This window comes from Mesorhizobium sp. P171375 (genome assembly GCF_057786075.1).
On the sequence record NZ_JBYNWF010000001.1, the window covers coordinates 3,917,983 to 3,938,848 of the forward strand.

Here is a 20,866-nt window from a genome sequence, read left to right on the forward strand (position 1 = left end):
TCCAGGAGTCTCCTCTGCTCATTTGATGGAGGCGTTGCCCGTTGCCGTCTACACGATCGACAGACAAGGCCGTATCACATTCTTCAACGAGGCCGCGGCTGATCTGTGGGGGCACAGTCCTGTAATAGGCAGAGACCTTTGGTGCGGCTCCTGGAAGCTGCGACATCTCGATGGCCGGCCGATGGCGCACGGCGAGTGCCCAATGGCAATCTCCATGCTTGAAGGACGCGATATCCCGTGGGACCAGGCGATTGCCGAGCGGCCGGACGGCGAACTCATTCCGTTCAGAGCGCACCCACGCCTGCTTCGCGACGAATCGGGCAACATTATCGGCGCCATCAACACGTTGCTCGATCTGCGCACGCAGACGCAGGCCGACGAGGCCCGCATGCGACTTGCCGCAATTGTCGAGTCGTCCATGGATGCGATCGTTTCGAAAGACATCAACGGCATCATCACCAGCTGGAACGATGCCGCCGAACATCTGTTCGGCTATACCCCGGCCGAGGCGATCGGCCAGCCGGTAACGATGCTCATTCCGTTCGATCGCCTCGGCGAGGAGGCCTCGATCATCTCCCGCATACGCGCCGGCGAGCGCGTGCCATCATATGAAACCGTGCGCATGCGCAAGAGCGGCAGCCTCGTCCCGGTATCGCTGACCATCTCGCCGATCCGCGACGGAATCGGGCGGATCATCGGAGCTTCCAAGATCGCGCGCGACATCAGTTCCCACAAGGAGAGCGAGGGACGCATCCGTCTGCTTATGCGCGAAGTCAACCATCGCGTGAAGAACCAATACTCGGTGATCATTTCGATGATCCGCGAAACCAGCAAATCGGCGAGCACGCCGGCAGCTTTCCTCGAACAGGTGCGAGAGCGCATCACGGCGCTTTCGCAATCCCATGATCTCCTGGTCGACGCCGAATGGCGGGGCGCCACGGTCGGCGACCTGATCCAGGCACAGCTCAAGGCGTTCGCGGAGCCCGATCGTCTGTCGGTGGCAGGACCGGCGATCACACTTCAACCAAATGCCGTCCAGTATCTGGGCATCGCCTTCCATGAGCTGGCCACCAACTCGGCAAAGCACGGAGCGCTGTCGCGCCACGGCGGACGTGTCGAAATCGAATGGAGTGCGACACCGGGAGCCAACGGCACCGATATCTTTCGCCTGATATGGCGTGAGCTTGACGGGCCGAGCCTGGGGGGGACCACGCACCGCGGTTTTGGATCTGTCGTCCTCAAGCGGGTTGCACCACAGGCGCTCGGCGGCACCGGACTGATGGAGTTCAGGGAAGAAGGTTTTGTCTGGACGCTCGAAGCACCGCTACGCTCCGTTCAAGCCTCTCTCGCCGACATCGTACTCGATTGACAAAGATGCGTGGGTCGCGTCGGCGGCCAAGCCTTGTCCCTGTAACAGGGCAGGCGGCGCGATGCGGTTATCCAAGACTGTCGATGGCAGACAGTTCGCGCCGAATGTCGGGAAGCGATGTAAATCGCGCTGCCTCGACGGCGGCCAGGCCATCGAGTTCCATCGCTGCGCCGTAAAGTTGGGCCACCTGCATCACAAGCAGCTCGACGTCTTCGAGAGCGAGGTTCTCGTCAAGATTGCGCAATCGCACTTCTTCGGCAACCACGGCGATATTGACCATTCCATGGGAGCGTAGGGCGGCCAGAACCCGTGAATTGAGGTCCTCTCTTAATTGGGCCGAATATCCGTAACGCATGGAAGCCTCCTTTCCAGGAGTGGCTGTCCCTCACGAAACAAGATGCGCCTGGTATTTTCAAATGACAAGGAAAATCTTGAAAATCACCATACAAATCAATAAGTTAGTATAGAACGTTGGTTGCACAATCGACGCTTCATTATCATAGCACGTCTTGTGTGTGACCTGCCTATCTGTCGCTCTTGACGCGCTATGCGGGGACCCCTAACTGTACTGTTAGTGAGACATATACTAACTCATGGTATTTCTGGTCCAAGCGGTTGGAGGCGCGAATGGCCGAGTTGGAACGACCCGAGCGACTGCAGATCATGCTGACGGCAGAGGAATTGTCTGCCTTGGAAAATTGGCGCTTTGAAAAGCGTATGCCAAGCCGTTCGGCCGCGGTGCGGGAATTGCTGCGGCGCGGTCTCGACGCGGACGGATTCCTGACAGCCGGGCAAGGAGCGAAGTCGCAGGACTTTGGAATTCTACGCAGTGCGAATGGGGACGGATCGTCGGGCGAACAACCTGGCGACTAACAACCAGTCGCTTCATCTGAAACTGCCACTATCATGGTTGCAAGCCCGCTCCGGTTTTGCCGGGGCGGGCTTTTTGCGTTTCCGGGACTTTTGAATAGGAATATCTGGGGGTCCCTGGGGGTTGACCGTTCCGCTCAAAATTCCCCTTCACCGCACTCCAGGCATACGACACTGTGGCCCGGGCAGCTGAGCCGGTGGGTTCCCCCGGGGCAGCAATGGCCGTTCGAACTCATCCATCTTGCGCAGACAAAGATCTTGCGGGCGCCGCGGCAGAGCGGACATTCCATCGGGCGGGCCAGCAGGTTTTCCCTCTCCGAAGCGCGGCACTCTCTCTCAAGACTTTGGCCCATCTGGAAACCCCCAGGCCGAAATACGGCTACGCCACCTATATCCGAAAAGCCTGAATTAGAATTTAACCATATAAGTCACGAACGGGGCGACGGGGGAATTTCGCTATGGCCTGTCAGGTGCGCGGACTCGCTACATGATGGCTCGCTCCCTTTGCTCTCCGCACCACGATTTGCCCGCCAATTTTCACGCTCGGATCTCCATGGGCGCTTTCGCTTTTCCGGGGCGACGCTAAAAGCTGCATGGCTGAAGACCTGAGCGGGAAGGATCCGTTCCGGTCTCGGTTTATTTGAACAGGATGATTTGCCAATGACATTGATGGGCGCAGCGGCATTGCTGATCCTCATCCTGACATATGCAGGCGTCGCCATCGGCCGCATCCCGGGCCTGCGTCTCGACCGGGCAGGGATCGCCTTGCTCGGTGGTGCTGCGATGATCGCCATCGGCGCGCTCAGCATGGAAGATGCCTATCGCGCCATCAATTTCGACACCATCACGCTGCTGCTCGGCATGATGATCGTCGTTGCGCACCTGAAAGTCTCGGGCGCCTTCCGGGCGCTCGGCGCCTACGCCATCGAGAACGCGCACGCGCCTTTAATGCTCCTGGTGATGGTGACGCTGCTGACCGGCGTGCTGTCGGCCTTCCTGGTCAATGACGCGATCTGCCTGGTGATGGCGCCGATCGTCGTCCACGTCACCCGCGTCATCAACCGCAATCCCATCCCCTATCTGATCGCCACGGCCACCGCATCCAACTGCGGCAGCGTCGCCACCATCACCGGCAATCCACAGAACATGGTCATCGGCGCGCTGTCGGGGATTTCCTATCCAGCCTTTTCAGCCGCTCTTGCGCCGGTTGCATTGTTTGGGCTTGTTGCAGTCATCGTCATCGTGCGCATCGTCTACCGGGCCGAATTCGCGCGCAGTGCCGAACTCAGCCCGGAAGTCTATCGCGGCCGCATGCTGCCCGGACAGGTGCTGAAAGCGGTGGTCGTCTGCATTGGCCTGGCTGTCGCCTTTTTCGCCGGCGTTCCGGTGGCCAAGGCAGCACTCATCGGCGGTGCCATCCTGCTGCTGACCCGCGCCATCAAGCCCGCACGCATCTACCGCGAGATCGACGGGCCGTTGCTGTTCATGTTCGCCGGCCTGTTCATTGTCGTCGCCGGCACCGAGAAAACACTGCTGACGCCTGATATCATTGCTTCCGCCAAGAACCTTGGCCTGGATGATGTCTGGCGGCTGTCCGGCTTCACCGCTGTGCTTTCCAACATCATGAGCAATGTTCCGGCGGTGCTGGCGTTGAGGCCGTTCATACCAGGCCTTGAAAACCCGGAGCGTGCCTGGCTGGTGGTGGCGATGAGCTCGACACTGGCCGGCAATTTCACCTTGCTCGGCTCGGTCGCCAATTTGATCGTCGCCGAGCAGGCGCGGGCCGCCGGCAAACAGCTGTCCTTCTCAGCTTTCTTCAAGGTCGGCGTGCCGCTAACGCTGCTGACCCTCGCTGCCGGCACGGCCTGGCTGGCTGTTGGTTTCTAGGAGATGGTCGCTGACACCAACCGTGCCCGAACCAGCGTTGCAGCGGCATGCCCGGCCGCCTTGATATAATCGGGGTTGTGGTGGATCAGCATGCTGGAGAAGGCGCCGTCCATCAGCAGCACGATCTCGCGCGCCAGCATATGTGGCGCTGCGACGCTGCGGGCCGACAGTTCCGCCGCCAGCCATTTTTCGAAATTTGCCTTGTGTCGCGACCCCGCCTTGACCGCCGGGTGTCCAGGCATCGAGGCAAGCTCCGCGGCCGTGCGCAGGAATCCGCATCCTTTCCACTTGGGATGGCGCGCCACCCGCGCCAGATTGGTGAAGATCGCTTCGACCTTGCGGTCGGCACCGCCTTCGGCCGTCTCGAACCAGCCGGCCATCTGCTTCAGATTGGGCTGGTCGCGGCCATCGAGATAGGCGGCGATCAGATCGTCCTTGCTCTTGAAATGATAGTAGAGCGTCCGTTTAGTCAGCCCCGCTTTTTCGGCGATGGCATCGACGCTGACGCGGCCGATACCTTCCGCATAGAAGAGCTTCGTCGCGGCATCGACAATGCGTTTGCGGGTCGGGCTTTCAGCTTCAGGCATGACACTATGTATACCGACTAGTGAATATACATGCAATCGAAAACCTGATCCACTTCGGTCGGCAAACGACGGGAAGGGAACAGACATGACCGAGCTTGTGCTCGCCGAGGCCCGCAATGGGATCGCCATCCTCACACTCAATCGCCCCGAAAAGCTGAACGCCTTGAATTATGCGCTGATCGATCGTTTGCTTGCGGTCCTCGATGCGGCCGAGACCGACGATGACATCCGTGCCATCATACTCACCGGGGCAGGGGAGCGCGCCTTCTCCGCCGGCGGCGACATCCATGAATTCTCAGGCAGCGTGGCCAACGGCGCCGACGTCGCGCTGCGCGATTTCGTCATGCGCGGCCAGCGTTTGACCGCGCGGCTGGAGGCCTTCCGCAAGCCGGTCATCGCCGCCGTCAACGGCATCGCCTTCGGCGGCGGCTGCGAGATCACCGAAGCCGTGCCGCTTGCGATCGCCAGCGACCGCGCCTTGTTCGCCAAGCCTGAGATCAACCTCGCAATGCCACCTGCTTTCGGCGGCACGCAACGGCTTCCGAGACTGGCCGGGCGCAAGCGAGCGCTCGAGCTGCTGTTGACCGGCGATTGGTTCCCGCCGCCGCGCGCCCTCGAACTCGGCCTCGTCAACCAGGTGGTACCGCATGACGAGTTGATGCCGGCAGCCTTTGACCTCGCCCGGCGTATTTCCAGGCATTCACAACTGGCCGTTGCCAGCATCCTCACCGCAGTGGCGCGCGGCCTCAACCAGAGCATCGCGGAAGGCTTGGCTGTCGAGGCCGAGCAGTTCGCCCGCATGGTGCCGACCGCTGATCTGCACGATGGGCTGGATGCCTGGATCGCGCGCCGCCAGCCGGGCTGTGACGGCTCGTGGAAGCACATCACCCGGCCGGAGGAAGCCGAGCGAGCCTCAACGCAGCAGGACCGGCTAGCCGAACGGGATCAAGGCGCCGTCACCGCCAGATGACCTTTCATGTTGGGGTGGAAGCGGCAGAAATAGTCGACCGCTTCCGCCTTCTGCAGGGTCAGGCTCGCTGTTGCCTTCGGCGGGATCATCACTTCCCAGCCATCCTTGACGGTAGCGGTGTGGGCGAACACGTCCTTGTTCACCCACTTGATCGTGTCGCCGACCTTCGCCTCGACGATGGCTGGCGAAAAGACGAGCTTGTCGATGGTGACCTGAATGGTTTCGGCCTGAACGGGTGAGGTCCCGAAGACCAGCACCAGTGCAATCCACAGCTGCAGTTTCGACATGGACTTGTCCTTACTTCAACATACCTGCAACATGCTCGGCGTGCTGTTCATGGCCCTGAAAAATCTTCAGGCCCGTCTCCAGCAGGCTCTTCAACTCGGCATTGCTGGCCGATGGGATCAAAAGGGTTTCAAGCGCGCCGTTGACCTGCTTGTGGTAGGCGACTTCGTTCTCGACATAGGCTTTGTCGAAGGCTGCGCCGTCGAGCTTGGCGAGCTTCGTCCGTTCCTCGGCCGCAGCCTTGGTCAGCGCCTGGCTGGTGGCGTTGTCTTCCGGCGTCACCTTCAGCTTCTTGACCAGTTCCAGCGCCTGCGCGTTGACCGCTTCGTGGTCGCGCACCATGTCGTTGGCAAAGTCCACGACTTCCTTGGTCTTCGATTTTTTGATCGCCTGCTTGGCGGCTTCCACATCGATGACGCCTGCCGTGTAGGCGATGTGGGCGATCTGCGGATCGGTAGGCTTGTCCGCAGCCTGCGCCAGTGGGGCCGTGCCCATCAGCAGCACGGTGGCGAGCGCGGCTATGTGTCGAGTAAACATGGCATCTCCTTTGCCCGACCGCGAAGGCGGCGGGCTTCATCTGGGTTGACGCGTATTGGATGCGGGAGGGGAAGAAACGTTCCCTAGGAATCGGCGAAGGCCGAAGATCAGCCTTGCAAGCCGAGCCGCTTCATGACCGCTTCGGTCAATCGCTCGCAACGCCGGCCAGCGAAGGGAAAGGCATCGAGCAGCACCGGGCCGATTTCGTCATCCAGCGCCTTGCGCACCAGGGCACGCGCCCGGTGCAATCTGGTCTTGACGGTCTCGGGTCGCACGCCAAGCAGATCAGCCGTTTCCTCGATGTTCAGGCCTTCGATAACGCGGGCGATGAAGACTGTCCGATAGACGTCTGGAAGGTTGTCGGTCGCTCGCTCGACCAGCCTGAGGATCTGCCGCTGCGCCATCGTCCGCTCCGGATCGTCACTTGGATTGAGGGGGAACTGGATGATTTGCGCTTCCTGGCTTGCAGGCATCGCCACGGTGCGCCGCCTCTTGCGCAAGCGGCCGAGCGCTTCGTTGATGACGATGCGCGACAGCCAGGTCGCCAGGGAAGAATCGCCACGAAACGTCGCCAGAGCGGCAAAGGCCCGGACATAGGCCTCCTGGACGATGTCCTCGGCCTCGCTGTCGTTGCGCACGACGCCGCGCGCGATGCGGTAGAGCCGCTGGTTGTGGGTCTTGATGATGGCGCGGAAGGCATCCGCCTCGTGCGCCATCGCGCGGTGGACAAGCAGCATGTCGCCGGGCGCGGAAACCGCGACAGTTTGTATTGCTGACTTCCTGGTCACGACCGCTCTCCCTGGCCAGACGCTTGATCGGGACATTGGATGCTGCCGCAGACAAAAGGTTCCCGACCTTTCTGCACCTGGGCGATCTATCCTACAGCTTCTGGCCGCGCCTTGTCTGCCGTCTGTATCCGGGCGGCTGCCGCCAGGAGATCGGTCTGCGTGATCAGGCCGAGGATGCGGCGCTCGCTGTCAATGATCACCACTGCATGGCTGCGCCCGTCGGTGAGCACGGGAAGCAGGCTCATTGCCGGTGTGTCGGGGGAGGCGGTGCCGGCGTTCGACATCACGCCTTTCACCGTTTCGGTAGCCCGTGTCAGCTCGCGCAGGCCGACGGCGCCGACCAGCCTTGCCTCCGCGTCGACCACCGGCAAGGTGCGGATGTTGTGGTCGAGGAGTTGCTGCCGCGCCTGATCGGGCGAGGCGTGCTCAGGCACCGACACCACGTCGCGGGACATAATGTCGGCGCACAGCAACGTCCGGTGCGAGCGAACCATGGCCTGCAGTTCGACCTGGCGCAGCAGCAATTCGAGATCGCTGCGATCGATATCGAAAGTCTCGTCCAATGCACCAAGCGCGGCATCGATATCCTCGGGCCGGAAGCCGACGCGCTGCACGGCCGGCGGATCTGCCGTTCCATGGCTGTTGGCGGCAGGGGCGGGCCGGTGCGGGTAGCTGCGTCGCGACAGCCTGTGGAAAGCATAGCCGAGTGCGACCAGAATGATGGAATTCAGCGCCACCGGCACGAAGGGAAACAGGAAGCCGGCGCTGGTCACCGCCGGTCCGCCGAGGACGGCGGTCAACGCGGCGGCTCCGCCCGGCGGATGCAGGCAGCGCGTGAACGACATGGCGGCGATCGCCAGCGCCACGGCCATGCCCGTGGCGAGAGCCGGCTCGTGCACGAAATGCGCAACGATAACGCCGATCAGCGCGGATATCATGTTGCCGCCGACGATCGACCATGGCTGCGCCAGCGGGCTCGCAGGCACCGCGAACAGCAACACCGCCGACGCGCCCATCGGCGCCACAAGCAGCGGCACATGCGGGCCGTTGCCGAGCACCAGCGCGCCGATCGCCCCGGTCAGCGCAATGCCGACCATCGCGCCGATACAGGCGATGAGGCGCTCACGCAGCGTCGCGCCGGCGAGAATGGGGACGAAGAGACGAAAGGCCATGGCAAGCTCAGTCTGGCTGGAATTTGCGGCTCGAAGCGCCTTTCAATGGGAGCTGACTGCCAGCTTTGAAAGTCAAACCAATCCGGAAAAGCGCACGCTGGGGAAATAACATTGCGCACGGCCGAGCAATGAGCGGCTTTGCGACGCCGATCACGATGCGAAAGCCGCCGGGCCAGTCCTTTCAACACGTTGGGCGGGTTTGCGGACTCAGCGTCGCAGGTCAGCTTGTGTCATGCCGCGGCGGCCGCAGCGGCCAGTCCGCGCAGGATGTCGGCCTTGAGGTCCTCGACATCCTCGAGCCCGATCTGCAGGCGGATGAGCGGGCCGTCATAGGGACCCTTGGCGACGATGCGGTCGCCAAGGAAGACCGGCACGGCAAGGCTTTCATAGCCGCCCCAGGAATAGCCGAGGCCGAAGATCTTCAGCGCATCGAGGAAGGCGTGCTGCTGTTTCTGGCCACCGCCCTTGAGCACAATGGAAAAGATGCCGCTCGAGCCGGAAAAATCGCGCTTCCACAGCGCGTGATCGGGATAGCTGGGCAGCGCCGGGTGCAGCACGCGTGCCACGCCGGGCTGCCCTTCGAGCCAGGCGGCAATGGCGAGCGCGCTCTTTTGATGGTGATCCAGCCGCACGCCCATCGTGCGCAGGCCGCGCAGCACCTGGTAGACGTCGTCGGGGCCGGCGCAGCAGCCCATTGTGTAGAACGTCTCGCAAAGCTGCTTCCAGCAGTCCGCATTGGCCGACACCGTTCCCAGCAGCACATCGGAATGGCCGGCGGGATATTTCGTCGCCGCATGGATCGAGATATCGACGCCGTGGTCGAGCGGGCGGAAATAGAGCGGCGTCGCCCAGGTGTTGTCCATCATGACGATGGCGCCGGCCGCATGCGCCGCCTTGACGATGGCCGGGACGTCCTGCACCTCGAAAGTATTTGAGGCCGGCGATTCCGTGAACACGACCTTGGTGTTGGGCTTGATCAGCTTGGCGATGCCGGCCCCGGCATGCGGGTCGTAATACTCGACCTCGACGCCCAGCCGCTTCAGCATCGTGTCGGCGAAATTGCGGGTCGGATGATAGACGGAATTGACGATCAAAACGTGATCGCCCGCCGACAGGAAAGCCAGCAGCGGAATAGTCACCGCCGCCAGGCCCGACGGCACGATTATCGTGCCGGCCGAGCCTTCCAGAGCGTCGATCGCATGCGCCAGCGCGTCGGTGGTCGGCGTACCGCGCGTGCCGTAGGTGTATTTCTGGCTGCGCGCGGCCATCGTCGCGGCATTGGGGTAGAGCACGGTCGAGGCATGCACGACCGGCGGATTGACGAAGCCGAAATAGTCGTGCGGGTTGTTGCCGGAATGGGCAAGCCGCGTGTTGATGCCCCGTTCGCTGCCGTCTGTCGCCATGGTTCGCCGCCTGTCAAAGGATGTCAGGAGATCAGCCATAAAGCGGTGGCAAAGCCCGCGCAACAGCCGTGGACCCGCCAAGCGGTGGGGTTTACATGGGCCAATCCATCGCGGTTCGCGCTTCCAACAAAGCATCGCTATAGTGACGGCGGAGTCTGTCGCGAGCTATAGACTTGTGCGGCTGCTTCTTTGACTGATTTGTTTGCACGGGTTGCCGATTTCCTGGTGCTCTTGTGCGCATTTCAGGCATTCGCGGCAATTGGTTTTCAAAGCTGTCGTGAATCGGTCATTTCCCTTGACCTCACAGGAATAATCGCCTTCGATGCAGTTCGTGAATGGGAGGAGCCGGGCGTCGGTTACGACGCGGGGTTCCGGGAATGAGCCGGATGGGAGCCGGGTTCACGCGGGAAAAAGATCAGGATTTGCCTGAGGATCAGGGTTTACCTGAAAAACAGAAAAGGGTCTGTGGGTTATGAAACACATTGCAATTGGCATTCTCGGCGCCGCTGCGCTTGGATGGATGGCTTCGGCCGCGTCGGCGACCACGCTCGACGACGTCAAGGCGAAGGGCTTCATCCAGTGCGGTGTCTCGACTGGTCTGGCCGGTTTCTCGGCGCCTGACGACAAGGGCGACTGGAAAGGCATCGATGCTGATTTCTGCCGCGCTGTCGCGGCTGCCGTCTTCGGCGACGGCACCAAGGTCAAGTTCACCCCGCTTAGCGCCAAGGAGCGCTTCACTGCGCTGCAGTCGGGCGAGATCGATATCCTGTCGCGCAACACCACCTGGACCATCAATCGCGATACGGCGCTCGGCCTGAACTTCATCGGCGTCACCTACTATGACGGCCAGGGCTTCATGATCAACGCCAAGAAGCTGCCGGGCGTCAATTCCGCGCTGCAGCTTTCGGGCGCGGCGGTCTGCGTGCAGAGCGGCACCACGACCGAGCTCAACCTCGCCGACTACTTCAAGGCGAACAAGATGGAGTACAATCCGGTCGTCTTCGAAAAGCTGGAAGAGGTCAACGCTGCCTATGACGCCGGCCGCTGCGACGTCTACACCACCGACCAGTCGGGTCTCTACGGCATCCGCCTGACGCTGAGCGCGCCAGCCGATCATGTCGTGCTGCCCGAGATCATCTCCAAGGAGCCGCTCGGTCCGGCCGTGCGCCAGGGTGACGACCAATGGTACCACATCGTCAAGTGGACCTACTTCGCGCTGTTGCAGGCCGAAGAACTCGGTATCACCCAGGCCAATGTCGAGGAGCTGAAGACCTCGGATAATCCGGAGATCAAGCGCGTGCTCGGTCAGGAAGCCGAAACCAAGATCGGCACCGACCTCGGCGTGAGCAATGACTGGGTCGTCAACATCGTCAAGGCCGTGGGCAATTACGGCGAGATGTTCGAGCGCAATGTCGGCACCGGCAGCCCGCTGAAGATCGCGCGCGGCATCAATGCGCTGTGGACCAAGGGCGGCCTGCAATACGCGCCACCGATCCGCTGATCGAAATGTGATCCGGAAGGCAGATCGTCTGCCTTCCGGTTTCTCTTTCCAGGGATGGTCCAATGGCGTCGCAGGAAGTTCTTCGCGAGGAGCCGAGCCGAGGTTCCTTCATCAACGATCCAAAAGTCCGCGGGATTTTTTTCCAGGCGGTGGTTGTCATCTTGCTGGTGGCGGGCGTCTGGTGGATCGTCCACAACGTTATCGAGAATCTGCAGCGCCTGCATATCGCTTCCGGGTTCAGCTTCCTGAAAAACCGTGCCGGGTTCGACATCCCAGTCAGGCCCATCGCTTATACTTCGGACTCGACCTATGGCGATGCCATTATTGTCGGGCTGATCAACACCCTCATCGTTGCCGGTGCCGGCATCATCACCGCGACCATCATCGGCTTTGTCGTCGGTATCGGCCGCTTGTCGCGAAACTGGCTGATTCGCAAGATCTGCACCGTTTATGTTGAGGTGTTCCGCAATATCCCGCCGCTGCTGGTGATCTTCTTCTGGTATTCAGGCGTGCTGGCGGTGCTGCCGGCGCCTCGCGACAGCTTCAATTTGCCGTTCGGCTCTTTCCTCAACCAGCGCGGCTTCTATTTTCCACGGGCTATCTGGGGCGAGGGCTCCTGGCTGATCTTCGTCGCTTTGCTTGTCGGCATCGCCATGGCGTGGTTCGTAGCCCGCACGGCGCGCAAGCGGCAAATGGCGACCGGCCAGCAATTTCCGGTGTTGTGGACTTCGCTGGCGCTGATCGTCGGCCTGCCATTGCTGGCCTACGCGCTGAGCGGCTTTCCGCTGAGCTTCGATTTTCCCAAACAATCGACCTTCAACCTGACCGGCGGCTTCCAGATCGGACCCGAGTTCCTGTCGCTCTATCTGGCGCTGTCATTCTACACGGCTTCCTTCATTGCCGAGATCGTGCGCGCCGGCATTCTCGGCGTCAGCAAGGGCCAGACCGAGGCGGCTGGCGCGCTTGGGCTGCGGCCGGGATCGATCCTGCGGCTTGTCGTCGTTCCTCAGGCCATGCGCATCGTCATCCCGCCGCTGACCAGTCAGTATCTCAATCTGACCAAGAACTCGTCGCTGGCCATTGCCATCGGCTACCCGGACCTGACGGCAATCGCCGGCACTGTGCTGAACCAGACCGGCCAGGCGGTCGAGGGCGTGCTGATCATGATGGTCGTCTACCTCATAATCAGCCTGGTGACCTCGGCAGTCATGAATGTGGTCAACGCCAGGATGGCGCTGGTGGAGAGGTAAGGCCATGCAGGAACATGATACCTCCTGGGTACGCACCGAAATGGCACTGGCGCAACAGGCGCCGGCAGGCGTGCGGGGGCCTTTGGCATGGGTTCGCAAGAACCTGGTCGGTTCGGTGGGCGACGTCATACTGACTGTACTGGCTATTGCGCTGGTGGTGATGATCGTGCCGCCCATCATCAACTGGGCCTTCATCAACGCCCAATGGGTGGGGCCGGATCGCACGGTATGCGCCACGGCAGCGCAAGGCGGCATCCAGCCGGACGGCTGGTCCGGCGCCTGCTGGGCCTTCGTCAACGCCAAGTTCGGTCAGTTGATGCTTGGCCGTTATCCGATCGAAGAACGCTGGCGGCCGATCCTGGTCGCCATCCTGTTCGTGGCGCTGCTGGTGCCGCTGCTGATCCCACGCGTGCCGCGCAAGGGATTGAACGCCATTCTTCTGTTCCTGGTGCTGCCGATCGTCGCCTTCGTGCTGCTGGTTGGCGGTATGTTTGGCCTGCCCCACGTCGAGACGCAGCTGTGGGGTGGGTTGCTGGTGACGCTCAGCCTGTCCTTTGTCGGTATTGCCGTGTCGCTGCCGATGGGGATCGTGCTGGCGCTCGGCCGACGCTCCAAGATGCCGATCGTCAAGACGCTGTGCGTGATCTTCATCGAGTTCGTTCGCGGCATCCCACTGATCACGGTTCTATTCTTCGCCAGCGTCATGCTGCCGCTGTTCCTGCCTGCGGGCGTTTCCTTCGACAAATACCTCAGGGCGTTGATCGGTGTGTCGTTGTTCGCCGCTGCCTACATGGCCGAAGTGATACGCGGTGGTCTGCAGGCGATCCCCAAGGGTCAGTACGAGGGCGCGGATTCACTTGGCCTCGGCTACTGGCAGAAGATGACGCTGATCGTACTGCCGCAAGCGCTGAAGCTGGTCATTCCCGGCATCGTCAACACCTTCATAGGCATGTTCAAGGACACCAGCCTGGTGATCATCATCTCGATGTTCGACCTGCTTGGCGTCGTCAAGCAGAACTTCGCGGACGCCAATTGGGCGACGCCGCAGACCGCGAGATCTGGCCTCATCTTCGCAGCCTTCGTCTTCTGGCTGTTCTGCTTCGGCATGTCGCGCTATTCGATGTACACGGAACGCCGGCTCGACACCGGCCACAAACGCTAAGAACAAAAAGGGGAACCTGCCATGGTCATAGAGAACGCCGTCAGCGCCGAAGAGATCAAGGTCGATGCCAAGAAGATGCACATCTCGACCACCGATGTCGCCATCGACATCATCGGCATGCACAAATGGTATGGCGAGTTCCACGTGCTGAAGGACATCAATCTGAAGGTGATGCGCGGCGAGCGCATCGTCATCTGCGGTCCTTCGGGTTCCGGCAAGTCGACCATGATCCGCTGCATCAACCGGCTGGAAGAGCACCAGAAGGGCAAGATCATCGTCGACGGCAAGGAACTCACCAACGATCTGAAGAAGATCGACGAGGTGCGCCGTGAGGTCGGCATGGTGTTCCAGCACTTCAACCTGTTCCCGCATCTGACCATCCTGGAGAACTGCACGCTGGCGCCGATCTGGGTGCGCAAGACGCCGAAGAAGCAGGCCGAGGAAATCGCCATGCACTTCTTGAAGCGCGTGAAAATCCCGGAACAGGCCAACAAATATCCGGGCCAATTGTCCGGCGGCCAGCAGCAGCGCGTGGCGATCGCCCGCTCGCTGTGCATGAACCCGCGCATTATGCTGTTCGATGAGCCGACCTCGGCGCTCGACCCTGAAATGATCAAGGAAGTGCTGGAGACGATGGTGGGCCTGGCCGAAGAAGGCATGACCATGCTGTGCGTCACCCACGAAATGGGCTTTGCCCGCAAGGTCGCCAACCGGGTGATCTTCATGGATCAGGGCCAGATCGTCGAACAGAACACGCCGGCCGAGTTCTTCGACCATCCGCGCCACGAGCGCACGAAGCTCTTCCTGTCGCAGATCCTGCACTGAGCATTTTCATCCAAACCAGAAGAGCCCGGCCGCAATGCGGCCGGGCTTTTTTGCTGTCTGGGGCCGGACGATGACGTTGGGAGACTGCAAAGCCGCCGCCGCATGAGAAAAGCCCTGCGTTTTCTGGCCATGCTGATTGTCGCGGTCGCGCTTGCCGCCACGCTCGGCACGCTGGTTCCGCGCCCGCTCTGGCCGGCATCAGCGGCGGGTGAGGGCACGCGCCATATTCTTGTGCTGAAGAATCCGATCCACACCGACATCGCCATTCCGGTCGATGATGCCGTGCGCCAGCGTTTTCGTTTCTTGGTCGATGCCGGCATCCCCGTGGATGCTCCCGAGGTGCGCTACATCGTCTTTGGTTGGGGTGGCCGCGCCTTCTACCTGGAGACGCCGACCTGGTCTGAGCTGAAACCAGTGCCTGTGCTCAAGGCGCTGACGCTGGACGCCTCGGTCATGCATGTCGACATCGCCGGCGCCGTCGCCGAGCCGCATCCTGGCGTCACCGGCTTCGACATCGATGAGCAGCGTTTTGCAGCATTGCTCGATTATATCGACGCGAGCTTCCAGCAAGGGCCGAACGGTCCGCTCGTCATCGAGAATGCGGCCTATTCCCGCTTCGACCGCTTCTTCGAGGCGAACGGCCATTTCAATGCGCTGGTCGGTTGCAACACCTGGACGGCGGCGGGCCTGCGCACCGCCGGTCTGCGCACCGGCTGGTGGAACCCGCTGCCGGCCTCGCTCGGCCTGTCGATGCGGCTGTACAACTAGCGGAAAACGGTAGGCATCCCGGCGACGTCTAGCGCCGGATGATTTTCTGCGGCTCCCAGCCGTAGAGCCAGTCGAGATCGGCGGCGAGCTTGTCGGGCGAGCGCATGGCCAGGAACAGGTTGCGGGCGACAGCCACCGGGCCGGCGGCATGCCAAGCCAACCGGTTGACGGCGCCGCGACGTGCGGCTTTGGCGACCCGCGGCCGCCGCAGGTTTTCCCAGATATGAAGACTTCCCGCCGGATCGGCAGGGAAGTCGGAGACGACGGCGGCGAGCGTAAACGCATCTTCGATCGCCATGGCCGCGCCTTGCGCCGCAAACGGCGTCATCGCATGCGCGGCGTCGCCAATCAGGGCGATGCCTTGCGGGCTTGTCCACCGCTGCTGGACGACCGTATGGATCGGAAAGGCCGTCCAGGGGCCGGCCAGCGCCACAAGCTGCGCCAGGCCCGGCGCTGTGTCGCGGGTGGCGCCGTCGAGAACAGCTGGGTCGGCATGGCCCGACCAGCCTTCGGCTATGCGCTCGCCCTTGGTGAAGGCGGCGAGATTGAAGGCGCGGCCGTTGCTGACGGGATATGCGACCATGTGGAAGCCGGGATGCAGGAACGTGGTGACACAGTCGGCGGCGCCGATCGCGGTAAAGGCTTCTCCGGCGGCGCTCTCAACCGCGACCGTTGCCCGCCAGGCGAGTTCACCCGAAAAACGGCTTTTGCCGAAGCCTGCGAGTTGCGCCCGGACCGACGACCAGACGCCGTCGGCGCCGACCAGGAGGCGGCCGCTTGCCTCGATCGCGCGGCCATCCGCTTCGGCGGTCACGGCAACATCTTGCGGGTTGATGGCGACGCCGGTCACCCGGGCGCCGGTGACGAGCTCAATTCCCGGCCGCTCAGCCACCTGCGCCAGCAGTGCCGTCTGCAGATCGGCGCGGTGGGCGACGAGATAGGGCGCCTGCCAGCGCGCTTCGGCGGCTTGCCCGAGCGGCACCCGCGCCAGTTCGCGCAGCGTCGCCGCGTCCTTCAGCACCACCGCTTCCGGCCGCAAGGCCGCCGGCACCAGGCGCTTAAGCACGCCGAGCTTTCGAAGAATGCGTGTTGCGTTGGGCGAAAGCTGGATGCCGGCGCCGGCGGCTTCGAGGCGCGACGCCTGTTCGAACAGCCTTACCGCATATCCGCGTTCGGCAAAGGCAAGGGCAGCCGTCAACCCGGCGACGCCAGCCCCGGCGATTATGACCTGCCGGGACCTGATGTCTTCCATCGGGCTTGCCGCGACAGGATCAGGCGGCCTGGTCGATGTAAATGCAGCCGGCCGGCACCGTTTCCGTCGCCTTCAGCTTCGCCGAATAGCGGTAGAGCGTCGAGCAATAGGGGCAGACCTTTTCATTGTCGTCGCCCATGTCGAGGAAGACATGCGGATGATCGAAGGGCGGGTTGGCGCCGGTGCACATGAATTCCCTGACACCGATGTCGATCGCCGGATGGCCGGCATCGTTCTGGAAATGGGGAATGGAACCGCCTGCCATCGTCGTCTCCTTAACGCAGTCTCGTCTGCATCTGGATCATAACAGCTCTCTTTGCAAGATCGATGAAATGAAACTGTCGCAAAAGGCTGGCAGAGGATAAGTTGAGCCGGTTAAGCGCATGACCGGGAAGCCCAGCGATTCCGCGACGGATCATGCGTCACAAAGACATGGTAGAGCGTCCATGGCCATCTCGGCATTTGCGGCGCTTCAAAAGGAACGGTTGCGGGCAGGAAACCATGAATGAACTGAAGCCGGTGCTGAACGAATTCATCAATATCGAGGCGGCAAGCCCCGAGGGCGGCAATCCCGACCGTTTCGTCAACCGTGAATTCTCCTGGCTGCAGTTCAACCGGCGCGTTCTCGAGGAATCGCAGAACGAACACCACCCGCTGCTCGAACGGGTCCGTTTCCTGTCGATCTCGGCCGCCAATCTCGATGAATTCTTCATGGTCCGCGTCGCCGGTCTTGCCGGCCAGGTTCGCGAAGGCATCGCGCTCAAGAGCCCCGACGGGCGCACGCCCGAGCAGCAACTCGAACAGCTTTTGCGCGAGGTCGAGCGGCTGCAGGAGGACCAGCAGAACAGCCTGTCGGCGCTGATGCTGCTGCTCAACAAGGAAGGTATTGAGAGCATCACCCGCGATGCATTGACCAAGGATGAGAAGGTCTGGCTGGAAGATCATTTCCAGGATCAGGTCTTCCCGGTGCTGACCCCGCTGTCGATCGACCCGGCGCATCCGTTTCCGTTCATTCCCAACCTCGGCTTCTCCATGGCGCTGCAATTGCGCCATCGCAAGAACGGCGAGGAGATGAGTGCGCTTCTGCGCCTGCCGGTGGCGCTGAAGCGCTTCATCCGTCTGCCGGACCGCAAGCAGCATGTTCGCTTCATTCCGCTCGAGGAGGCGGTCGGCCTCTATATCGGCAAGCTGTTCCCCGGCTATGAGGTCAAGGGCTCCGGCACCTTCCGCATCATCCGCGACAGCGATATCGAGGTCGAGGAGGAGTCGGAGGATCTTGTGCGCCTGTTCGAGACGGCGCTGAAGCGCCGCCGCCGCGGTTCGGTCATCCGCATCGAATTCGACAAGTTGATGCCCGGCGAATTGCGCGAGTTCGTTGCCGGCGAGCTTGGCGTCTCTTCGAGCCGCATCAGCGTTCTGACCGGCCCGCTGGCGCTCAGCCAGATTTCGGAGATCGTCTCCGTACCGCGCGACGACCTCAAATTCAGGCCCTACAATCCGCGCTTTCCCGAGCGAATCCGCGAACATGGCGGCGATTGTTTCGCGGCCATCCGCGAGAAGGACATCGTCGTCCACCACCCCTATGAATCCTTCGACGTGGTGGTGCAGTTCCTGCGCCAGGCGATGGCCGACCCGGAAGTGGTGGCAATCAAGCAGACACTCTATCGCACCTCCAACGACAGCCCGATCGTGCGTGCGCTGGTCGATGCGGCCGAGGCCGGCAAGTCGGTGACCGCTCTGGTCGAGCTCAAGGCGCGCTTCGACGAGGAAGCCAACATCCGCTGGGCGCGCGACCTCGAACGCGCCGGCGTCCAGGTCGTGTTCGGCTTCCTCGAGTTGAAGACCCATGCGAAAATGTCGCTGGTGGTGCGGCGCGAGGACGGCAAGCTGCGCAACTATGTGCATCTGGGCACCGGCAATTACCATCCGGTGACCGCGCGCATCTACACCGACCTGTCCTTCTTCACCACCGATCCGACGATCGCGCGCGATGTCGCGCAGCTCTTCAACTTCATCACCGGCTATGCCGAGCCGACCGATGAGATGCGGATCGCCATCTCGCCATTTACGCTGCGCAGCCGCATCCTGAAGCACATCACCGACGAGATCGGCCATGCGCTGGCTGGCCGGCCGGCGCGCATCTGGATGAAGATGAACGCGCTGGTCGATCCGAACATCATCGACGCGCTTTATGACGCCAGCCGCGCCGGCGTCGAGATCGACCTCGTCGTGCGCGGCATTTGCTGCCTGAGGCCGCAGGTGCCGGGCCTGTCAGAAAACATCAGGGTCAAGTCGATAGTCGGCCGCTTCCTCGAACACAGCCGCATCTACTGCTTCGGCAACGGCCATGGCCTGCCCTCGGACGAGGCGATCGTCTACATCTCCTCGGCTGACTTGATGCCGCGCAATCTCGACCGCCGCGTCGAGACCATGGTGCCGATCACCAATCCAACTGTGCATGAACAGATACTTGGCCAGATCATGCTGGGCAACATCATGGACAACCAGCAAAGTTTCGACGTATTGGCTGACGGAACCTCCCGGCGCGTGGCGCTGGAGGAGGGTGAGGAACCGTTCAACGCGCAGGAATATTTCATGACCAATCCTAGCCTGTCCGGACGGGGCGATGCGCTGAAGTCGCATGCGCCCAAGCGCATCGCGCAGTTCAAGCGCCGCAAGAAAAACGCTGCAGCGTCCGGCTGATGATTTCAACTTCCCAGGGCCGGCTGCAGGATCGCCGACCGCTGTCTATCATCGACATCGGCTCGAACTCGATCCGCCTTGTCATCTATGAAGGGCTGGCGCGCTCGCCGACCCTGCTGTTCAACGAAAAGATGCTGGCCGGCCTCGGCCGCGGCATTGTGTCGACAGGCAAGCTCGATCCCGAGGGCGTGACCCGCTCGATGGAAGAGTTTCGCCGCTTCCGCGCGCTGTCCAACCAGGCCGGTGCCGAGCACATGTATGTGCTGGCGACCGCCGCTGCTCGCGAGGCGATCAACGGCCCCGATTTCATCCATCGCGCCGAGGATGTACTCAAGACCGAGATCCGCGTGCTGACCGGCCGGCAGGAGGCGCATTATTCGGCGCTCGGCGTCATCTCCGGCTTCCACCCGGCCAACGGCATTGCCGGCGACCTTGGCGGCGGCAGCCTGGAGCTCATCGACATCAATGGCGAGGCGATCGGCGACGGCATCACGCTGCCGCTGGGCGGCCTACGGCTGCAGGACATGGCGAAGAATTCGCTCGCCCAGGCGGCCAAGATCACGCGCGAGCAACTGGCGCGGGCCAAGCTTCTGAAGGGCGGGCAGGGCAGGCCCTTCTATACCGTCGGCGGCACCTGGCGAAACCTCGCCCGGTTGCACATGGAAATGAGCAACTATCCGCTCGGCGTCATGCACCATTATGAGATATCGACCGAAAGTGCTTTGAGTTTCCTCAAGCAGGTGGCGCGGCCCGAGATCGAGAAGGTCCGCGGTATCGAAGGCGTCTCCAAGAATCGCCGCTCGCTGCTGCCCTATGGCGCGGTCGTGCTGCGGGAGATCATGGCGGCGATGCAGCCGTCGAAGATCATCGTCTCGGCGCTTGGCGTGCGCGAAGGGTTCCTTTATTCGCTGCTCGACCAGGCCGAGCAGAAGACCGATCCGCTGGTCTCCGCCTCGGAGGAACTGGCCCGGCTGCGCTCGCGTTCCGTCACCCATGCGCATGAGCTTGTCGAATGGACGGGCAAGACCTTTGCCGCCTTCGGCATCGACGAGACCGAGGATGAGGCGCGCTACCGCCACGCCGCCTGTCTGCTGGCCGATATAGGCTGGCGCGCACACCCGGAATATCGCGGCAAGCAGTCGCTCAACATCATCGCCCACGCCTCCTTCATCGGCGTCGACCATCCCGGCCGTGCCTTCCTGGCGCTGGTCAGCCTGTTCCGCCATGAGGGTGTGTTCAACGATGCCGCGCCGGAAATTCGTGGGCTGGCGACGCCGCGCTATCTCGAGCGCGCCCGCATCCTGGCGGCGGTGCTGCGCGTCGTCTATCTGCTGACGGCGGCGATGCCCGGCGTCATGCCAAGACTGAAATGGGAAAACCGCGGCAATGGCACGCTGGCGCTGGTGCTGCCGGCTTCGCTCTCGGACCTCTACGGCGAGCGCCCGGCCGGCCGTCTGGCGCAGTTAGCGCGGATCACCAACCGCCGGCTGGTGCTGGCGGTCGAAGGCGGACAGAGCGTTTCGGTGAAGTAGTCCGA

The 20,866-nt window shown here is 62.3% G+C and carries 21 protein-coding genes; 12 read left to right on the forward strand and 9 right to left on the reverse strand.

Annotated elements, in window-relative coordinates:
• The first annotated feature begins 25 nt into the window (after positions 1-25).
• Positions 26-1,369, forward strand: a complete 1,344-nt coding sequence (locus tag ACYHH6_RS18930; protein WP_352590401.1) for a PAS domain S-box protein — start codon at positions 26-28, stop codon at positions 1,367-1,369.
• Between the two features lie 67 nt (positions 1,370-1,436).
• Here ACYHH6_RS18930 and ACYHH6_RS18935 read toward each other — a convergent pair whose 3' ends face one another.
• Positions 1,437-1,724, reverse strand: a complete 288-nt coding sequence (locus tag ACYHH6_RS18935; RefSeq protein WP_352590206.1) for a hypothetical protein — start codon at positions 1,722-1,724, stop codon at positions 1,437-1,439.
• 272 nt (positions 1,725-1,996) lie between these two features.
• Between ACYHH6_RS18935 and ACYHH6_RS18940 the strand changes: the two genes are divergently transcribed.
• Complete coding sequence (locus ACYHH6_RS18940; protein WP_352590209.1) at positions 1,997-2,242, forward strand: hypothetical protein; 246 nt, start codon at positions 1,997-1,999, stop codon at positions 2,240-2,242.
• A 657-nt stretch (positions 2,243-2,899) separates the two neighbouring features.
• Positions 2,900-4,126 carry an anion transporter gene (locus tag ACYHH6_RS18945; protein ID WP_352590212.1) on the forward strand — a complete coding sequence of 409 codons (1,227 nt, stop codon included), beginning with the start codon at positions 2,900-2,902 and terminating at the stop codon, positions 4,124-4,126.
• Here the strand turns inward: ACYHH6_RS18945 and ACYHH6_RS18950 are convergent.
• Positions 4,123-4,713, reverse strand: coding sequence for a TetR/AcrR family transcriptional regulator (locus ACYHH6_RS18950; RefSeq protein WP_352590215.1), 591 nt, complete (start codon positions 4,711-4,713; stop codon positions 4,123-4,125). The two genes, ACYHH6_RS18945 and ACYHH6_RS18950, sit on opposite strands and share 4 nt — an antisense overlap.
• Positions 4,714-4,798: 85 nt before the next feature.
• On the opposite strand from ACYHH6_RS18950, the gene ACYHH6_RS18955 reads away from it, so the two are divergent.
• Positions 4,799-5,683, forward strand: a complete 885-nt coding sequence (locus ACYHH6_RS18955) for a crotonase/enoyl-CoA hydratase family protein (RefSeq protein ID WP_352590218.1) — start codon at positions 4,799-4,801, stop codon at positions 5,681-5,683.
• Here ACYHH6_RS18955 and ACYHH6_RS18960 read toward each other — a convergent pair.
• The 5 genes from ACYHH6_RS18960 to ACYHH6_RS18980 all read right to left on the reverse strand — a co-directional run bounded on the left by ACYHH6_RS18960 (position 5,659) and on the right by ACYHH6_RS18980 (position 9,868).
• Positions 5,659-5,970 (reverse strand): cupredoxin domain-containing protein, encoded by a 312-nt coding sequence (locus ACYHH6_RS18960; RefSeq protein ID WP_352590220.1) that lies wholly within the window; start codon positions 5,968-5,970, stop codon positions 5,659-5,661. The two genes, ACYHH6_RS18955 and ACYHH6_RS18960, sit on opposite strands and share 25 nt — an antisense overlap.
• 10 nt (positions 5,971-5,980) lie before the next feature.
• Positions 5,981-6,505, reverse strand: coding sequence for a DUF4142 domain-containing protein (locus ACYHH6_RS18965; protein WP_352590223.1), 525 nt, complete (start codon positions 6,503-6,505; stop codon positions 5,981-5,983).
• A gap of 107 nt (positions 6,506-6,612) precedes the next feature.
• Positions 6,613-7,293 (reverse strand): RNA polymerase sigma factor, encoded by a 681-nt coding sequence (locus tag ACYHH6_RS18970; protein WP_352590226.1) that lies wholly within the window; start codon positions 7,291-7,293, stop codon positions 6,613-6,615.
• Positions 7,294-7,379: 86 nt separating this feature from the next.
• Entirely contained in the window at positions 7,380-8,465 is a 1,086-nt protein-coding gene (locus ACYHH6_RS18975) for an HPP family protein (protein ID WP_352590228.1), read from the reverse strand.
• A gap of 230 nt (positions 8,466-8,695) precedes the next feature.
• Positions 8,696-9,868, reverse strand: coding sequence for a cystathionine beta-lyase (locus tag ACYHH6_RS18980; protein ID WP_488500457.1), 1,173 nt, complete (start codon positions 9,866-9,868; stop codon positions 8,696-8,698).
• Positions 9,869-10,057: 189 nt separating this feature from the next.
• Between ACYHH6_RS18980 and ACYHH6_RS18985 the strand changes: the two genes are divergently transcribed.
• The 6 genes from ACYHH6_RS18985 (at position 10,058) to ACYHH6_RS19010 (ending at position 15,374) form a co-directional block, all read left to right on the forward strand.
• Positions 10,058-10,249 (forward strand): hypothetical protein, encoded by a 192-nt coding sequence (locus ACYHH6_RS18985; protein WP_162712180.1) that lies wholly within the window; start codon positions 10,058-10,060, stop codon positions 10,247-10,249.
• 91 nt (positions 10,250-10,340) lie between these two features.
• Complete coding sequence (locus tag ACYHH6_RS18990; protein WP_352590233.1) at positions 10,341-11,369, forward strand: amino acid ABC transporter substrate-binding protein; 1,029 nt, start codon at positions 10,341-10,343, stop codon at positions 11,367-11,369.
• A gap of 62 nt (positions 11,370-11,431) precedes the next feature.
• Complete coding sequence (locus tag ACYHH6_RS18995; protein ID WP_352590236.1) at positions 11,432-12,619, forward strand: amino acid ABC transporter permease; 1,188 nt, start codon at positions 11,432-11,434, stop codon at positions 12,617-12,619.
• Between the two features lie 4 nt (positions 12,620-12,623).
• A complete protein-coding gene (locus ACYHH6_RS19000) occupies positions 12,624-13,781 on the forward strand; it encodes an amino acid ABC transporter permease (protein WP_352590239.1) in 1,158 nt (385 codons plus the stop codon).
• Positions 13,782-13,802: 21 nt separating this feature from the next.
• On the forward strand, positions 13,803-14,606 hold the full coding sequence (locus tag ACYHH6_RS19005; RefSeq protein ID WP_023671483.1) for an amino acid ABC transporter ATP-binding protein: 804 nt from the start codon (positions 13,803-13,805) through the stop codon (positions 14,604-14,606).
• 102 nt (positions 14,607-14,708) lie between these two features.
• Complete coding sequence (locus ACYHH6_RS19010) at positions 14,709-15,374, forward strand: TIGR02117 family protein (RefSeq protein WP_352590242.1); 666 nt, start codon at positions 14,709-14,711, stop codon at positions 15,372-15,374.
• Positions 15,375-15,402: 28 nt separating this feature from the next.
• Here ACYHH6_RS19010 and ACYHH6_RS19015 read toward each other — a convergent pair whose 3' ends face one another.
• Both ACYHH6_RS19015 and ACYHH6_RS19020 read right to left on the reverse strand, forming a co-directional pair.
• Positions 15,403-16,626, reverse strand: coding sequence for an FAD-dependent monooxygenase (locus tag ACYHH6_RS19015; RefSeq protein WP_352590245.1), 1,224 nt, complete (start codon positions 16,624-16,626; stop codon positions 15,403-15,405).
• Between the two features lie 19 nt (positions 16,627-16,645).
• Positions 16,646-16,891, reverse strand: coding sequence for a zinc-finger domain-containing protein (locus ACYHH6_RS19020; RefSeq protein WP_112562390.1), 246 nt, complete (start codon positions 16,889-16,891; stop codon positions 16,646-16,648).
• 236 nt (positions 16,892-17,127) lie between these two features.
• Here ACYHH6_RS19020 and ACYHH6_RS19025 point away from each other — a divergent pair, with 236 nt between their 5' ends.
• On the forward strand, positions 17,128-19,329 hold the full coding sequence (locus ACYHH6_RS19025) for an RNA degradosome polyphosphate kinase (RefSeq protein ID WP_352590248.1): 2,202 nt from the start codon (positions 17,128-17,130) through the stop codon (positions 19,327-19,329).
• A complete protein-coding gene (ppx, locus tag ACYHH6_RS19030; protein WP_352590251.1) occupies positions 19,329-20,861 on the forward strand; it encodes an exopolyphosphatase in 1,533 nt (510 codons plus the stop codon). Before ACYHH6_RS19025 ends, ppx begins: the two co-directional genes overlap by 1 nt.
• Positions 20,862-20,866 lie beyond the last annotated feature (5 nt).

Bases quoted from the DNA above. Each gene is read 5' to 3' on its own strand.
- ACYHH6_RS18980 (WP_488500457.1), bottom strand. From the start codon at position 9,868: ATGGCGACAGACGGCAGCGAACGGGGCATCAACACGCGGCTTGCCCAT.
- ACYHH6_RS19025 (WP_352590248.1), top strand. From the start codon at position 17,128: ATGAATGAACTGAAGCCGGTGCTGAACGAATTCATCAATATCGAGGCG.
- ACYHH6_RS19010 (WP_352590242.1), top strand. From the start codon at position 14,709: ATGAGAAAAGCCCTGCGTTTTCTGGCCATGCTGATTGTCGCGGTCGCG.
- ACYHH6_RS18965 (WP_352590223.1), bottom strand. From the start codon at position 6,505: ATGTTTACTCGACACATAGCCGCGCTCGCCACCGTGCTGCTGATGGGC.
- ACYHH6_RS18975 (WP_352590228.1), bottom strand. From the start codon at position 8,465: ATGGCCTTTCGTCTCTTCGTCCCCATTCTCGCCGGCGCGACGCTGCGT.
- ACYHH6_RS19020 (WP_112562390.1), bottom strand. From the start codon at position 16,891: ATGGCAGGCGGTTCCATTCCCCATTTCCAGAACGATGCCGGCCATCCG.
- ACYHH6_RS18950 (WP_352590215.1), bottom strand. From the start codon at position 4,713: ATGCCTGAAGCTGAAAGCCCGACCCGCAAACGCATTGTCGATGCCGCG.
- ppx (WP_352590251.1), top strand. From the start codon at position 19,329: ATGATTTCAACTTCCCAGGGCCGGCTGCAGGATCGCCGACCGCTGTCT.
- ACYHH6_RS18995 (WP_352590236.1), top strand. From the start codon at position 11,432: ATGGCGTCGCAGGAAGTTCTTCGCGAGGAGCCGAGCCGAGGTTCCTTC.
- ACYHH6_RS18935 (WP_352590206.1), bottom strand. From the start codon at position 1,724: ATGCGTTACGGATATTCGGCCCAATTAAGAGAGGACCTCAATTCACGG.
- ACYHH6_RS19005 (WP_023671483.1), top strand. From the start codon at position 13,803: ATGGTCATAGAGAACGCCGTCAGCGCCGAAGAGATCAAGGTCGATGCC.
- ACYHH6_RS18940 (WP_352590209.1), top strand. From the start codon at position 1,997: ATGGCCGAGTTGGAACGACCCGAGCGACTGCAGATCATGCTGACGGCA.
- ACYHH6_RS18945 (WP_352590212.1), top strand. From the start codon at position 2,900: ATGACATTGATGGGCGCAGCGGCATTGCTGATCCTCATCCTGACATAT.
- ACYHH6_RS18960 (WP_352590220.1), bottom strand. From the start codon at position 5,970: ATGTCGAAACTGCAGCTGTGGATTGCACTGGTGCTGGTCTTCGGGACC.
- ACYHH6_RS18990 (WP_352590233.1), top strand. From the start codon at position 10,341: ATGAAACACATTGCAATTGGCATTCTCGGCGCCGCTGCGCTTGGATGG.
- ACYHH6_RS18930 (WP_352590401.1), top strand. From the start codon at position 26: ATGGAGGCGTTGCCCGTTGCCGTCTACACGATCGACAGACAAGGCCGT.
- ACYHH6_RS18955 (WP_352590218.1), top strand. From the start codon at position 4,799: ATGACCGAGCTTGTGCTCGCCGAGGCCCGCAATGGGATCGCCATCCTC.
- ACYHH6_RS19015 (WP_352590245.1), bottom strand. From the start codon at position 16,626: ATGGAAGACATCAGGTCCCGGCAGGTCATAATCGCCGGGGCTGGCGTC.
- ACYHH6_RS19000 (WP_352590239.1), top strand. From the start codon at position 12,624: ATGCAGGAACATGATACCTCCTGGGTACGCACCGAAATGGCACTGGCG.